The sequence below is a fragment of the Pseudomonas sp. P8_241 genome (assembly GCF_034008315.1).
In the GTDB taxonomy this organism is placed as follows: domain Bacteria; phylum Pseudomonadota; class Gammaproteobacteria; order Pseudomonadales; family Pseudomonadaceae; genus Aquipseudomonas.
This window is the reverse complement of sequence record NZ_CP125377.1, coordinates 842,473-856,703: the sequence shown is the minus strand read 5'-3', so window position 1 is coordinate 856,703 and position 14,231 is coordinate 842,473. Positions and strand designations below refer to the sequence as shown.

The window sequence follows — 14,231 nt, the reverse complement described above, 5'->3', positions numbered from 1 at the left end:
CATCAACGGGCAGCGACTGCAGAGGTCAGGCTCGGGGTATGCGAGGCCTCGTCATTGCGATCGACGCTGCATACCTGAGGCGAGCGCTAGTATAGGCGGGTTAACCTCCGGTTCCTGCCCTTCGCAAACCAAGGGTGCTGATAGTTCCTGAAGGAAATTTCGCTATTTTCCTGCGACTAATCGTCGATAGCCGTCAACCCCGGAAAATGAACGCTCAAGCGGCTGCATCGACTGGCCAGCATTTCTCGCAACAAGTTCACGGGCTTACTCAATTGTGCGCGATGGGCGCACAACAGATTCAGTGGTGCACGCTCACAAAGCAATTCGGGCAGCAGCACTGTCAAGCGACCGGCAAGGACATCACCGGCCACATCCAGCCAGGATTTGTAAGCGATACCGGCACCGGCCACGGCCCACAGCCGCACGACATCGGCGTCGTCGCTGAAACGATCACCGCTGACGGTCAGGCCGACCTCTCGCTTGCCGTCGTGAAAACGCCAATGGTCGTGAACGCGACTGCCCAGCATGTACAACAGGCAATTGTGCTGCGCCAACTGCTCCAGATGCCGCGGCTCGCCATGCCGGGCCAGGTACTCCGGCGCCGCGCACAGCACGCGACGGTTCTGCGGGGCGATTGGCAGGGCTACCAGGCTGGAGTCTTCCGGCTCGCCATAGCGCAGGGCAATATCCACAGGCTGGCGAAACAAATCAGCGATACGGTCACCCAGCAACAAGCGCACGGTAAGTTTCGGATGCTCGCGCTGAAACTCGTCCAGCCAGGGCAACAGCAAATTGCGCCCGAAGTCCGACGGCGCCGATAACTGCAAGACGCCACTGACCTGATCCTGACCGCTGGCCAACAGACGCCGGCCTTCGTCAAGATTGCTCAACGCTGCCCGGGCGTATTCAAGAAAGCCTTCACCTTCGGCGGTCAGGCGCAGGCTGCGGGTCGAGCGGGCGAGCAACCGGGCACCGAGTTGCTGCTCAATTCGCTTCAATGCTGCACTGGCCACCGCCGGCGACATGTCCATGCCCCTTGCGGCAGCAGACAGACTGCCCAGGTCCGCCGCCCGGACAAACAACTGCAAGTCATCGAAACGTAGCATCCAGAATACCGATTATCAAAAAAGCATTGAAAGAGACTGCTGTTTTAGCCGGTTTTATCTCCAGGAAAAATAGCTAATCATCTGCGCCATCGAATCTCTTCTTTATTAATGCTCAGGAACTGACCATGAAAGCCATTGCCTACTACGCCTCATTACCGATCAGCGACGAAAAAGCCCTGCAAGACATCGAGCTGCCGGAACCGGTCGCCGGCACTCGCGACCTGCTGGTGGAAGTCAAAGCCATTTCCGTAAACCCGGTGGACACCAAGGTTCGCCAGAACGTCCAGCCTGAAAACGGTGCCGCCAAGGTGCTGGGCTGGGACGTGGCCGGCGTGGTCAAGTCCGTCGGTAGCGAAGTCACGTTGTTCAAGGCCGGCGACAAGGTGTTCTACGCCGGTTCCATCGCTCGCGCTGGCGGCAACAGCGAACTGCACGTGGTGGATGAACGCATTGTTGGGCATATGCCGAAAACCCTCGGCTTCGCCGAAGCCGCCGCGCTGCCGTTGACCGCCATTACCGCCTGGGAACTGCTGTTCGAACGCCTGCAAGTGCGCGAAGGAGAAACCGACGAAGGCCAGCGTTTGCTGATCGTCGGTGCCGCAGGCGGCGTGGGTTCGATTCTGGTGCAACTGGCCAAACAACTCACCGGTCTGACCGTCATCGGCAGCGCTTCGCGACCGCAAACCCAGAGCTGGGTGAAAGCACTTGGCGCCGATCTGGTCATCGATCACAACCTGCCCTTGAGCGAAGCACTCAAACAGGCCGGCATTGATCAGGTGACCCACGTTGCCAGCCTGACCCAGACCGACCAGCACCTGGATCAACTGGTCGAGGCATTGGCGCCCCAAGGCAAACTGGCGCTGATCGATGATCCCAAGTCGCTGGACGTGACCAAGCTCAAACGCAAGAGCCTGTCGTTGCACTGGGAGTTCATGTACACCCGCTCGCTGTTTGAAACCGACGACATGATCGAGCAGCACAAACTGCTTAACCGAGTCGCCCAGTTGATTGACGCCGGTACACTGAAAACCACGGTCGGGGAACACTTCGGCACGATCAATGCCACGAACCTGCGCCGAGCCCATGCGCTGCTGGAAAGCGGAAAATCCAAGGGCAAGATTGTGCTGGAAGGGTTCTGAAGCGCTGAAGAAATCGGTCGCGATTTTCATCACTCGCTACGTTTACGCCGTGTGCGACCGGGATGCTCCGGTCGCACGCGGCTGCGATTCATACGGCCGAAAAAGAGTGTTTTTTTTCGTTACAAACCGTCAGTCCGACAGTTGATCCTTGTCACATTGGTGCTCGTATTCAGGACTACAATCGAATCTCCTGCGAGGCAGTCTTTTGCGTGAACGTCTTTTACGAGAGGAGATCAGCTGTGAAGATCCTGATAAAAGAATTGGCAAAATCCCAGTGGCAGGTCCGTCTGGACCAGCATGCAGTCACCTTCCGCAGCGAAGCAGAAGCTCGCGCTTTCACGCGTCTCCTTGAAGCGCGCATCCACGCCCCTCATCAACTTCCCGATCTCCACCCGCAGCGCGCTGCCGGCTGATGGCTGACTCAAACCTGGGCTTGCGCCAGCGCCCGGGCATTTTGCAGACGTCGGGTGAGCATCGTCGCGCTCACCACCAGAATTCCACACAGGCTGATGACCATTGCCATCGGCACGGCGCTGCCGTCGTGCAACACACCGACCAGTGCCGCCGCGCCGGCTGCGACACTGAACTGCAGGCAACCAAGCATCGCCGAAGCACTGCCGGCGCGGGCGCCCTGCCCGTTCATGGCACACGCCGAGGCATTGGGCAGGATACAACCGAGGCTGGCGATGCAGATGAACAAGGGAATCAACAGCGGCCATAGGTGCTCGGGGTGCAGAGCGCTGACCGCAAGCAGGGTCAAACCGGCACCGAGGTAAACCCAAACCGCGCGCGCCAGCAGAAAAGCCGGTCCACGTTTGGTCAGCAAGCGAGCGTTGATCTGTGCCACCAGAATAAACCCCAGCGCATTGATGCCGAACAGCCAGCCGAAATGCTCAGCCGGAACACCGTAGAGTTTGATGAAGACGAACGGTGAGCCCGCAATGTAGGAAAACATCCCGGCGATGGCGATGCCACCGATCAGGGCATGTCCGAGGTACACCGAATCGGCCAGTAACCGACCGTACTGACGCAATGCACCCGAGAGCGGTTGACGCGGTATGTGAGCCGGCAGACTCTCCGGCAATCCCAAGGCGATGGCCAGGCCCGCCAATGCACTGAAACCGGACAGGACAAGAAAGATCGACTGCCAGCCTGTGGTGTTGACCAACAGCCCGCCGAGCATCGGCGCGAGGATAGGCGCCAGCCCCATCACCAGCATGAGTTGCGAAAAGACTTTCGCCGAACCCACTGCATCACATTTATCGCTGACCACCGCCCGGGAAATTACCATCCCCGCGCATCCACCCAACGCCTGGATGAAACGCGCACCGATCAGCCACTCCAGATTCGGCGCATAAGCGCAGGCCAGGGAAGCGGCCGTGAACAGCCCGACACCGGCCAGCAATGGCATGCGTCGCCCGAACCGATCCGCCACCGGACCATAAGCCAGTTGACCAATGGACAGGCCGAGGAAGTACGCCGCCAGCGTCATCTGAACGTGTGTTTCGTCCGTACCGAAGGCGAGGGCCATGGCCGGAAAGGCGGGCAGATAGAAATCGATCGCCAGCGGACCGAACGCGCTCAAGGCGCCAAGAATCAAAATGGTACGAAAGTTCATCAGGCATCCAGTGCGGCAGAAGTCAGCAGCCCGACAGTCTAGCCGCGCATGGACGCCTTGCACATAAAGATAGCTCGCTAACTATTAAAAAGATCAGATCAGCTTTACTGCGTAGCCTTCCTCGCTAATCGCCTCGACGACTTGCTGAGCGGTCAGCGCGCTTTCCACGCCAACTTCTCGGGCCTTCAGATCGACGCGCACGCTGGCCGCGGGGTCCTTTGCCTGGACAGCCTGAGTGATGGCCTTGACGCAGTGACCGCAGGACATACCTTCAACGTTGAACACTTGCATGGGAAGACTCCTTGGATGACGGTTGTGAGCAGTCTGGAGCTTGCCACCATGGCAAGGTCAAGTTCTGAAGTGATCTGCCGGGCTGGCAATCGGCGCCGGCCTCGGCCAAGCTGCGTCCATCAATGACTTGAACTCAGGAGATGCAGCCTATGCGCTGGTCAGCTTTCAGCCTGTTTGGCTTTCTCAGCCTCTTCGCCGCGGTGTCCTCAGCCAATGCTGCCGGGGAGGATTATGGCGTGCTGATCATTTCCCGCGAGCGGCTGGAAGTTGCGACGAGCTGCGAAATCGGCGTGTACATCCAGGATCAACTGGCGGCGCGGCTGTTTCAGGAGCAAAGCACGTCTTTCAACCTGCCGCCGGGCAATGTGACCTTGCGTCTTAAACTGCTGCCTGGCCAGGCACCGGGATGCAACCCGGGCATGCTCGCGCCGGGCTCTCAGGACATCCAGCTCAGGGCGGGTGATGTGCTGAAGTACCGGATCGCGATGACGCGGGAAGGGATGTACCTGAAGCGCGCCGATCTCGGCTACTGACACACCCCTTGTAGGAACGAGCCTGCTCACGATAGCGGTCTGACACTTACATCCATATTGGATGTGCCGCCGCCATCGCGAGCAAGCTTGCTCCTACAATTGGATCTGCGGTGAATATCAGATTGGTGCTTGACCTTGCCAGCATGGCAAGGTTGATCCTGTGGTCATCTACTACAGGGAGTGCGACCGATGTCCGATTCCACCACGTTCGATCTGCCGATAACCGGCATGACCTGCGCCAGTTGCGCGGGCCGTGTCGAACGCGCCTTGAGTAACGTCATCGGCGCCAGTGCCGTCAGCGTCAACCTCGCCACTGAACAGGCGCGAGTCCAGGCGCCTTCTGGCAGCCTGCCCGCGTTGATGGAGGCGGTGGAAAGAGCCGGTTATGGCGTACCACAGCACAGTCTGGAATTGAGCATCGACGGCATGACGTGTGCTTCCTGCGTCGGTCGCGTCGAACGTGCGCTGAACAAAGTGCCGGGGGTGAAGAGCGTCAGCGTCAATCTGGCCAACGAACGCGCCCACCTCGAACTACTCGGCCAGATCGACCCGCAAATCCTGATCGCCGCCGTGACCAAAGCTGGTTACACCGCCAGCGTCCGGGAAGCCGACCACCCACCTGCCGATAACCAGCAACAGCGCCTGCACCGCGAGCGTCTGGCCTTGATCATGGCCATCGCCCTCGCCTTGCCACTGGTGCTGCCGATGCTGTTGCAGCCGTTCGGCGTGCACTGGATGCTTCCGGCCTGGGCGCAATTCGCCCTGGCCACGCCGGTGCAATTCATCTTCGGCGCACGGTTTTATGTCGCTGCGTGGAAAGCCGTGCGCGCCGGGGCGGGCAACATGGACTTGCTGGTAGCCCTCGGCACCAGCGCCGGTTATGGCTTGAGTGTGTACGAATGGGCCACGGCCACCGATCGCATGCCGCATCTGTATTTCGAAGCCTCGGCGGTGGTGATTGCCCTGGTGTTGCTGGGTAAATATCTCGAAAGCCGCGCCAAGCGCCAGACAGCCAGCGCTATCCGCGCACTTGAAGCCTTGCGTCCGGAACGGGCGATTCAGGTGATCGATGGGCGCGAGCAAGAAGTCGCCATCAGCGCCCTGCGCCTTCATGACCTGGTGATGGTCAAACCCGGCGAGCGCTTCCCGGTGGATGGCGAAGTGATCGAAGGCCAGAGCCATGCCGACGAGGCCCTGATCAGCGGTGAGAGCCTGCCGGTGCCCAAACAACCCGGTGACAAGGTCACAGGTGGCGCGATCAACGGTGAAGGCCGGTTGCTGGTACGCACCCAGGCCCTCGGTGCAGAAACCGTGTTGGCGCGGATCATCCGCCTGGTGGAAGACGCCCAGGCCGCGAAAGCGCCGATCCAGAAACTGGTGGATAAAGTCAGCCAGGTGTTTGTGCCCACGGTGCTGCTGATTGCCTTGGCAACCCTGATCGGATGGTGGCTGTACGGCGCGCCAATGGAAACCGCGCTGATCAACGCTGTCGCCGTGCTCGTGATCGCCTGCCCTTGCGCCCTCGGGCTGGCCACACCGACGGCGATCATGGCCGGCACCGGGGTCGCGGCGCGATACGGGATTCTGATCAAAGATGCCGAGGCATTGGAGCGTGCCCATGAAGTCGGCGCCGTGGTGTTCGACAAGACCGGCACATTGACGTCTGGCGCACCGCGCATCGCGCATTTGAGTGCGATCGACGGTGACGAAGCGACCCTGTTGCAACTGGCCGGTGCCCTGCAACGCGGTAGCGAGCATCCGCTGGCCAAAGCGGTTCTCGACGCCTGCGCGGAACGCGACTTGAGCGTGTCCGATGTCACCGACAGCCAGTCCCTGACAGGGCGCGGTATTGCCGGAACCCTTGAGGGACGTCGGTTGGCGCTGGGCAACCGTCGCCTGTTGCAAGACTGCGGTTTAGAACCCGGCTCACTGGCCGATTCGGCCACCGCTTGGGAAACCGAAGGCCGGACCTTGTCCTGGTTGATCGAGCAAAGCCCCGACCCGCGCGTGCTGGGCCTGTTCGCCTTCGGTGACACCCTCAAACCCGGTGCGCTGCAAGCCGTGCAGCAACTCGCCGTCCGCCACATCAGCAGCCACTTGCTGACCGGTGACAATCGCGGCAGCGCCAACGTAGTTGCCCAAGCGCTGGGCATTACTGACGTGCACGCCGAAGTGCTGCCAGCGGACAAAGCCGCCACGGTTGCAACGTTGAAGAAAACCGGTGTGGTGGCGATGGTCGGTGATGGCATCAACGATGCCCCGGCCCTCGCAGCAGCCGACATCGGTATCGCCATGGGCGGTGGCACCGACGTGGCCATGCACGCGGCCGGGATCACCCTGATGCGTGGCGATCCGCGCCTGGTGCCGGCAGCACTGGAGATCAGCCGCAAGACCTACGCGAAGATTCGTCAGAACCTGTTCTGGGCCTTCGTTTATAACCTGATCGGCATCCCGCTGGCGGCGTTCGGCTTCCTCAATCCGGTGCTGGCCGGTGCGGCGATGGCCTTGTCGAGCGTCAGCGTGGTCAGCAATGCGCTACTGTTGAAAACCTGGAAACCCGAGGATCTGGAGGACAACCGATGAACATCGGCCAAGCGGCCCGCCATAGCGGCCTGAGCGCAAAGATGATTCGTTATTACGAGTCCATCGGTTTGCTCAAGGCCGCCCATCGCACCGAGAGCGGTTACCGGGTGTATGGCGATGACGACCTGCACACCCTGGCGTTCATCAAACGCTCGCGGGATTTGGGTTTCTCGCTGGAAGAGGTCGGCAAACTGCTGACCCTCTGGCAAGACCGTCAGCGGGCCAGTGCCGATGTGAAGGCACTGGCGCGTCAGCACATTGATGACCTGAACCAGAAAATCCGCGAACTGGGGCAATTGCGCGATACGTTGCAGGATTTGGTCGAGCATTGTCAGGGCGATCATCGGCCGGATTGTCCGATCCTGAAAAACCTGGAGTCGGGTTGTTGCACCGAACCGGTTCGAGCCTGAAACCCAATGCTTATGTAGGAGCTGCCGAAGGCTGCGATCTTTTTAGAGGCAAAGATCAAAAGATCGCAGCCTTCGGCAGCTCCTACGGTAGATGAAAAAAACCCGGCCGACGCCGGGTTTTTCTTTAGCCGATCACTGCATCCAGGGTGGAGGCGGTTCTTCGGCCTTGTTGGGTGGCGCGTCATCCGCCGCACGGGCCGCTTGCTTGCGCTCTTCATCCAGGCGTGCAGCCTCGATCTCGCGCATGATGCCGCCCACGTCGGCCAGCTCTTCCGGTTCGTCAAACTCGCCGGTCAGGACGCTGGCCGGGTGCAGGGTGCCGGCCTCATACAATGCCCACATTTCTTTGGCATACCGGGTCTTCTTCAGTTCCGGTGCGAACCGGCCGAAGTAGGACGCCATGTTGCCCACGTCCCGTTCCAGCATGCTGAATGCGTGGTTGTTGCCCGCCGCATCCACCGCTTGCGGCAGGTCGATAATTACCGGGCCGGTCGGAGTCAGCAGCACATTGAACTCGGACAGGTCACCGTGCACCAGACCGGTACACAGCATCAGCACGATCTGCGAAATCAGGAACGCGTGATACTCACGCGCCTGGTCCGGCTCCAGTACCACGTCGTTCAGACGCGGCGCCGCATCGCCATACTCGTCGGCCACCAGCTCCATGAGCAGCACGCCTTCGAGGAAGTCGAACGGTTTGGGCACCCGCACACCGGCACCGGCCAGACGAAACAGCGCCGCCACTTCGGCGTTCTGCCAGGCATCTTCGGTTTCCTTGCGGCCAAACTTCGAGCCCTTGGCCATCGCACGGGCCTGACGGCTGTTGCGTACCTTACGGCCTTCCTGATACTCGGCCGCCTGACGGAAACTGCGTTTATTCGCCTCCTTGTAGACCTTGGCGCAACGTAACTCGTTGCCGCAGCGCACCACATAAACAGCTGCTTCTTTACCACTCATGAGTGGGCGCAGCACCTCGTCGACCAGACCGTCCTCGATCAGGGGTTCAATGCGTTTTGGAGTCTTCATCAGCTTTTATTGTGGGTCCTTTATTACCAAACACGCGAAAGTCATTCGTTATACGGCAATCCACTCACGGGTGGGAGGGGGGGCCGACCTATGAACACTGCCAGGAACGACAAGAAGCACACAATGTGCCGGATTGATCGCAACATTGCGGTGTCCATCCCGAGCCGCCAAAGATCATAGCCGAGCTCGCATGACCTGTAGTGCAAGGTCTGCAAGGGCATTTGTGACAGAAGCTGACATCCGGGCTCATACCCTTTGTAGGATATTTCTCAATGGACCTCAATTTCCTCCGACAACAGCCGAAGTCCTAAGTGACAAATCGATTTGTCCGACAATCGCTGCGACAACAATAGCGATGCCGCACTCAAGGACCCGAGTTGACTCCGAAAGCATTCCCCAGGGCGAGGCCGACAAAAAAGTCTTTACCCTCCTTCAGGACCTCGGTAACAGTCATCCGGCTTACGCCTACGCCATCCTCGGCACCGCCGCCGGCGGTTACGTATCGTGGCCAGCGGACTGGAAGGCATCGCCCAAGACGAAGGCGACCTGACGAAGAACCTGCAAATCCGTGGCAGTGATGAAACCGCCCCACTGGCCAGCTGGTTCAACCAGTTCCTGACCGCGATTCGCAACTTGATCCAGAGCATCGGCGGCGCCGCGGGCAAGATCCTCGCCACGTCCAGGAGCTCGACCCAGGTTTCCAGCGAGATGGCCGAAGCTGCCGGGCGCCAGCGTGAAGCGGTGGACATGGTGTCCACGGCATTCCACGAAATGGTCTCCACCGCCAACGAAGTCGCACGCTCTTGCAGCCAGGCCGCCGAGTCCGCCGACAGCGGCCAGCGCCAGGCGCGCGAAGGTCAGCAACAGATCGATGCTGCGGTGAACAGCGTGGATCGCCTCAGCCAGGAAATCGAACAGTCGGCCCAGTCAATGCAACAGCTGGAGCGAGACAGCAACGACATCCAGTCGATCCTCGGGACCATTCGCTCGATTGCCGAACAGACCAACCTGCTGGCCCTGAACACGGCCATTGAAGCGGCGCGCGCAGGTGAACAGGGTCGCGGTTTTGCCGTGGTGGCGGATGGAGTGCGAGCCCTGGCCAAACGCACCAGCCAAGTGGCCCAGCAGATGCACGCGAACCTGGAAGTGTCGCAGCAATCGGTGACGCGGATCGGTGAAGCACGCAACAGCTTCGGGCAGATTCGCGAATCGGTGGATGTGATCCGCGACATGAACACCCAGATCGCCACGGCGGCGGAACAGCAGCATCAGGTGGCCGAAGACATCAACCGGCACATCAACCAGATTCATGACGATGCGCAGTTGGTGGCGGAACTGGCCAACTCGGCGAGACTGGACTCGCAGAGCCTGGCCGGGTTGTCGAGTGAGCTAGACGGGCCGGTGCGCCGCTTCCGCACTTAAAGATCAAAAGATCGCAGCCTGCGATCTTTTGCAAACAGACACCCACTCAAATCACCTTTCGATGATTACGGTCACGCCCTGCCCACCCGCGGCACAAATCGAAATCAACCCGCGTCCCTTGCCCGCCGCATCCAGCAGCTTCGCCAGGTTGGCGACGATGCGCCCGCCGGTTGCCGCAAACGGGTGCCCGGCCGCCAACGAGCTGCCTTTGACGTTGAGTTTGCTGCGGTCAATTGAGCCCAGTGGCGAGTCAAGGCCAAGGCGGGTTTTGCAGTACTCGGGATCTTCCCAGGCCTTCAAGGTGCACAACACTTGCGCGGCGAAAGCTTCGTGGATTTCGTAGTAATCGAAGTCCTGCAAGGTCAAGCTGTTACGCGACAGCAGGCGCGGCACCGCGTAGACCGGCGCCATCAACAGGCCTTCCGCGCCGTTGACGAAATCCACTGCCGCCGCTTCGCCATCGCGCAGGTAAGCAAGAATCGGTAAACCGCGCTCCTTCGCCCACTCCTCGCTGCCCAGCAGCACCAGCGATGCGCCATCGGTCAGCGGCGTGGAGTTGCCCGCCGTCAGGGTGCCCTTGGCGCTTTTCTCGTAGGCCGGTTTGAGTGAGGCGAGTTTTTCCAGCGTCGAATCCGCACGCATGTTGTTGTCGCGGGTGAGGCCGAGAAATGGTGTCATCAGATCGTTGTGCCAACCTTCGGCATAAGACGCGGCCAATTTCTGATGACTCTCAAACGCCAGTTGATCCTGTGCTTCACGGGGGATGTTCCATGTCTGGGCCATCAACTCACAATGCTCGCCCATGGATAAACCGGTGCGCGGTTCGCCGTTGCGCGGGAATTCGGGGATCAGGTGTTTGGGGCGCAATTGCAAGAAGGTCTTCAGTTTGTCGCCGGTGGTCTTGGCGCGATTGGCTTGCAGCAGAATTCTGCGTAGCCCTTCACTGACACTGATCGGCGCATCGGAGGTGGTGTCGACGCCACCGGCAATGCCGCTATCGATCTGGCCCAAAGCGATCTTGTTCGCCACCAGCAACGCCGCTTCCAGCCCGGTACCGCAGGCCTGCTGGATGTCATAGGCCGGGGTGGCGGGTGACAGCCGTGAACCGAGCACGCACTCGCGGGTCAGGTTCATGTCCCGCGACAATTTCAGCACTGCGCCGGCGACCACTTCACCGATGCGCTGGCCATGCAAGTTGTAGCGTTCGATCAGGCCTTCGAGGGCGGCGGTGAGCATCGACTGATTGCTGGCCGTGGCGTATTGGCCGTTGGAGCGAGCGAAGGGAATCCGGTTACCGCCGATGATCGCGACGCGACGCAACTGAGTCATGAAAAGCTCCTGATGAAAAATCAAAATCCGGTAGGAGCTGCCGAAGGCTCGGTCCGCGCTCGGGCCTTCGGCAGCTCCTACAATGATCTAGCGTAGGCCTTATCTTGTGAATCGAACGACTGATCAGCGTTCATGGTCCACACTTTGAACCTCAGCCACTGGAGCGCGTTCCATGTCCGACCGCTATATCGACTTCGCCAACTCGTCCTTCGGCCATCGTGTGGTCGGCGCGCTCGGGCTACCTTCGCCCACCCGACTGGAGCGTTGGCAAGCAGGACGGTTGCGCCCTGTGGAAGGTGCACTGCTGATTGGTGGCGGGCCTCTGGCGGAGAAAGTCGGCGCCTTTGCCAACCGCCTGACCGATGCAATCTACCGCTACGGCACCGAGCCTTCCATGGCCACGGCATGGATTCCCGGTCACGGGCCAAAACTCAAGGCCGTGGTGTTTGACGCCAGTGATCTGGTGCACACCGACGCACTCAAACAGCTGCGCGAATTCTTCCAGCCTCTGATGAAAAATCTCGATCATTGCGCACATCTGGTGGTGCTGGGGCGGGCACCGGAAACCTTGAGCGACCCGTTCGCCGCCAGTGCGCAACGTGCATTGGAGGGCTTCAGCCGGTCGCTGGCCAAGGAGCTGCGCAGCGGCGGCACGCTGCAATTGATCTACGTCGGCGAAGGTGCGGAAGATCAACTCGAAGGCCCGCTACGGTTCTTCCTTTCGCCCAAAAGTGCATTTGTTAGCGGACAGGTCCTTCGCCTGCAACCTTGCGCGACTCAAGTAACGGACTGGACGCGACCGCTCGCCGGGCGCAAGGCGCTGGTTACCGGTGCGGCGCGAGGTATCGGCGCCTCGATTGCCGAAACCCTGGCCCGTGACGGCGCCGACATCATCCTGCTGGACGTTCCGTCAGCCAAGACCGATCTCGACGCCCTCGCCGCCCGCCTTGGTGGCCGCAGCATCACCCTGGACATCTGCGCCGAAGACGCCGCGGCACAATTGATCGAACAGTTGCCCGACGGCATCGACATTGTGGTGCACAACGCGGGCATCACCCGGGATAAAACCCTGGCCAACATGACCCCCGAATTCTGGGACGCGGTGCTGGCGGTCAACCTCAATGCTCCGCAGGTGCTGACCAAGGCCCTGCTCGACAACGGTACGCTGCACGACGACGGCCGAGTGATCCTGCTGGCCTCCATCAGTGGCATCGCCGGCAATCGCGGGCAAACCAATTACGCGGCGAGCAAGGCCGGATTGATTGGCCTTGCGCAGGCCTGGGCCCCCCTGTTGCAGGAGCGCGGTATCAGCATCAACGCGGTGGCCCCGGGCTTCATCGAAACGCAAATGACCGCGCACATTCCATTCGGCCTGCGCGAAGCCGGGCGACGCATGAGCTCGCTCGGTCAGGGCGGTCTGCCGCAAGACGTCGCCGAAACCGTGGCCTGGCTCGCGCAACCGGGCACCGGCGCGTTCACCGGGCAAGCGCTGCGGGTTTGCGGGCAAAGCGTTCTGGGGGCTTGAGCATGATCACCGACTGGCACACCCTCAACCGCGAACCCGGCCTGACGGGCCTTTATGCAAGGGCAGCGACACGCCGCAAAATCACCGGCACCACCCTGCCCGATTCGGGGATGCGCTGCTGGGTCAATGTCGATCCCAAGCGGCTGGCGGCTTATCGCAAGGTCTGCGGTTTTGTCGACAACGGCCTGCTGCCGCCGACCTACCCGCACATCCTCGGTTTCGCGTTGCAGATGCAACTGCTCACCGCCAAAGACTTTCCCTTTCCACTGTTGGGCTTGATTCACTTGAGCAATCGCATCCGTGTGTTGCGCCCGATGGGTGGAGTGAGCCGCGTGCGAGTCAGCGTGCAGGTACAAAACCTGCAGCCCCACGCCAAAGGCGCCACGTTCGATCTGCTCACGACGCTGGACGATCAGCTGGGGCCGCTGTGGGAAGCGCAAAGTCAGATGCTCTGTCGCGGCGTCAAATTCGAAGGCGAGCCGGTTGAAGAGTCGATAGTGCCGACGCTGACATTGACCGAAGTCGCTCGCTGGGAAGCACCTTCGGACATTGGCCGGCAGTACGCCAAAGTGTCCGGCGACTACAACCCGATTCACCTGAGTGCAGCGAGTGCCAGGTTGTTTGGTTTCCCGACTGCGATTTCCCATGGTTTGTGGAACAAGGCACGCACCCTGGCTGCGCTCGCCGAGCATCTGCCGGCGGCGAACATCGAAATCGCCGTGCAGTTCAGGAAACCCGTGCGCCTGCCCAGCGAAGTGACATTGATGGCCAGTGCACCGGGGGCGAGCGGGGACTTGCAGATGCTGGGCGCGGGAGACCTGGAGCACATGGTTGGACATTGGCGGCCGGTTGCCTGACAGGGTTTATGGGATCTACATAATGTGGATTGGCAGGCCGCCTTCGCTGGCAGGCCAGCTCCTACAGGGATTGGGTATAACAGTAAGATTCAGGTCGGCTGGCAGGCCGCCTTCGCTGGCAAGCCAGCTCCTACAGGGATTGGGTATATCCGTAAGATTCAGGTCGGCCGGCAGGCCGCCTTCGCTGGCAAGCCAGCTCCTACACGGATTGGGGCATCACCCCCTGCTTTCCACCACTCAACAGGCCGAGCGTTAGCTCGCCTGCAGCTCTTGATCTTGATCCACCCGCCCCTTCGGGAGGCTGAGTGGAGGTGTTCATCCGGGGGGTAGGCGCGCAGCGCCGTTCGACGCAGTCGAACACATCGAGAGGAGGTCGAAGCGAAGCCGACCGG

General features: G+C 60.8%; 13 protein-coding genes. 8 read left to right on the top strand and 5 right to left on the bottom strand.

Features of this window, described 5'->3' with window-relative positions; all coding sequences use genetic code 11:
- Positions 1-176: 176 nt before the first annotated feature.
- Positions 177-1,106, bottom strand: a complete 930-nt coding sequence (locus tag QMK58_RS03795; protein WP_320395886.1) for a LysR family transcriptional regulator — start codon at positions 1,104-1,106, stop codon at positions 177-179.
- A 125-nt stretch (positions 1,107-1,231) separates the two neighbouring features.
- Here QMK58_RS03795 and QMK58_RS03790 point away from each other — a divergent pair, with 125 nt between their 5' ends.
- Positions 1,232-2,245 carry a zinc-binding alcohol dehydrogenase family protein gene (locus QMK58_RS03790; RefSeq protein WP_053154014.1) on the top strand — a complete coding sequence of 338 codons (1,014 nt, stop codon included), beginning with the start codon at positions 1,232-1,234 and terminating at the stop codon, positions 2,243-2,245.
- A gap of 239 nt (positions 2,246-2,484) precedes the next feature.
- Positions 2,485-2,658 (top strand): hypothetical protein, encoded by a 174-nt coding sequence (locus QMK58_RS03785; RefSeq protein ID WP_172681778.1) that lies wholly within the window; start codon positions 2,485-2,487, stop codon positions 2,656-2,658.
- Between the two features lie 8 nt (positions 2,659-2,666).
- Here the strand turns inward: QMK58_RS03785 and QMK58_RS03780 are convergent, their stop codons facing one another.
- Positions 2,667-3,863 (bottom strand): multidrug effflux MFS transporter, encoded by a 1,197-nt coding sequence (locus tag QMK58_RS03780; protein WP_320395885.1) that lies wholly within the window; start codon positions 3,861-3,863, stop codon positions 2,667-2,669.
- Positions 3,864-3,956: 93 nt separating this feature from the next.
- Positions 3,957-4,154 (bottom strand): cation transporter, encoded by a 198-nt coding sequence (locus QMK58_RS03775; RefSeq protein WP_053154002.1) that lies wholly within the window; start codon positions 4,152-4,154, stop codon positions 3,957-3,959.
- A gap of 149 nt (positions 4,155-4,303) precedes the next feature.
- Between QMK58_RS03775 and QMK58_RS03770 the strand changes: the two genes are divergently transcribed.
- The 3 genes from QMK58_RS03770 to cueR all read left to right on the top strand — a co-directional run bounded on the left by QMK58_RS03770 (position 4,304) and on the right by cueR (position 7,680).
- Positions 4,304-4,687, top strand: a complete 384-nt coding sequence (locus QMK58_RS03770) for a hypothetical protein (RefSeq protein ID WP_320395884.1) — start codon at positions 4,304-4,306, stop codon at positions 4,685-4,687.
- Positions 4,688-4,876: 189 nt separating this feature from the next.
- A complete protein-coding gene (locus QMK58_RS03765; RefSeq protein ID WP_053153996.1) occupies positions 4,877-7,270 on the top strand; it encodes a heavy metal translocating P-type ATPase in 2,394 nt (797 codons plus the stop codon).
- Positions 7,267-7,680, top strand: coding sequence for a Cu(I)-responsive transcriptional regulator (gene cueR, locus QMK58_RS03760; RefSeq protein ID WP_053153993.1), 414 nt, complete (start codon positions 7,267-7,269; stop codon positions 7,678-7,680). Before QMK58_RS03765 ends, cueR begins: the two co-directional genes overlap by 4 nt.
- Positions 7,681-7,812: 132 nt before the next feature.
- On the opposite strand, the gene QMK58_RS03755 is transcribed toward cueR, so the two are convergent.
- Complete coding sequence (locus QMK58_RS03755; RefSeq protein ID WP_053153990.1) at positions 7,813-8,706, bottom strand: PA4780 family RIO1-like protein kinase; 894 nt, start codon at positions 8,704-8,706, stop codon at positions 7,813-7,815.
- Positions 8,707-9,414: 708 nt separating this feature from the next.
- On the opposite strand from QMK58_RS03755, the gene QMK58_RS03750 reads away from it, so the two are divergent.
- Positions 9,415-10,128 carry a methyl-accepting chemotaxis protein gene (locus QMK58_RS03750; protein WP_371259751.1) on the top strand — a complete coding sequence of 238 codons (714 nt, stop codon included), beginning with the start codon at positions 9,415-9,417 and terminating at the stop codon, positions 10,126-10,128.
- Positions 10,129-10,179: 51 nt separating this feature from the next.
- Here QMK58_RS03750 and QMK58_RS03745 read toward each other — a convergent pair whose 3' ends face one another.
- Positions 10,180-11,457 (bottom strand): acetyl-CoA C-acetyltransferase, encoded by a 1,278-nt coding sequence (locus QMK58_RS03745; protein WP_053153987.1) that lies wholly within the window; start codon positions 11,455-11,457, stop codon positions 10,180-10,182.
- A gap of 172 nt (positions 11,458-11,629) precedes the next feature.
- Here QMK58_RS03745 and QMK58_RS03740 point away from each other — a divergent pair, with 172 nt between their 5' ends.
- Together QMK58_RS03740 and QMK58_RS03735 are read left to right on the top strand one after the other, a co-directional pair.
- Positions 11,630-12,982 (top strand): 3-oxoacyl-ACP reductase, encoded by a 1,353-nt coding sequence (locus tag QMK58_RS03740; protein WP_053153985.1) that lies wholly within the window; start codon positions 11,630-11,632, stop codon positions 12,980-12,982.
- A 2-nt stretch (positions 12,983-12,984) separates the two neighbouring features.
- Complete coding sequence (locus QMK58_RS03735) at positions 12,985-13,839, top strand: MaoC family dehydratase (RefSeq protein WP_053153982.1); 855 nt, start codon at positions 12,985-12,987, stop codon at positions 13,837-13,839.
- The last annotated feature ends 392 nt before the right edge of the window (positions 13,840-14,231 follow it).